A 307-nucleotide genomic window follows, 5' to 3' on the forward strand; every position below is an offset into this window, starting at 1 on the left:
CCCGCGCCACAGGTCCGAGGCCGACTGCGGCGTCGGCGCCACCCTGGAATTCGCGGTCATCGCACTGCAGGTCCCCAACATCGTCGTCTGCGGACACTCGTGCTGCGACGCGGTACAAGGCATGGTGACCGACAAGCAGCCACCGGGAATGGCGCTGTTCAACCGCTGGCTGCAGCGCGCGGAGTACCACTCCAGGCCCGCCGCCCCGCGCAAGGGCGCCGCAACACAACGCCACTTGGAAACACAGCTCAAACACCTGCGCTCCTACCCCTGCGTCGCACGCCGCCTCCAGGAGCGACGACTGCGC

At 68.7% G+C, this 307-nt stretch carries 1 protein-coding gene; it reads left to right on the forward strand.

Translation table 11 applies throughout. From position 1 onward, the window contains the following. On the forward strand, positions 1 to 307 hold a 307-nt coding region (locus IG84_RS0137455; protein WP_281179415.1), incomplete at both ends, for a carbonic anhydrase.

Source organism: Streptomyces ochraceiscleroticus (assembly GCF_000720485.1).
GTDB lineage: Bacteria > Actinomycetota > Actinomycetes > Streptomycetales > Streptomycetaceae > Streptomyces > Streptomyces ochraceiscleroticus.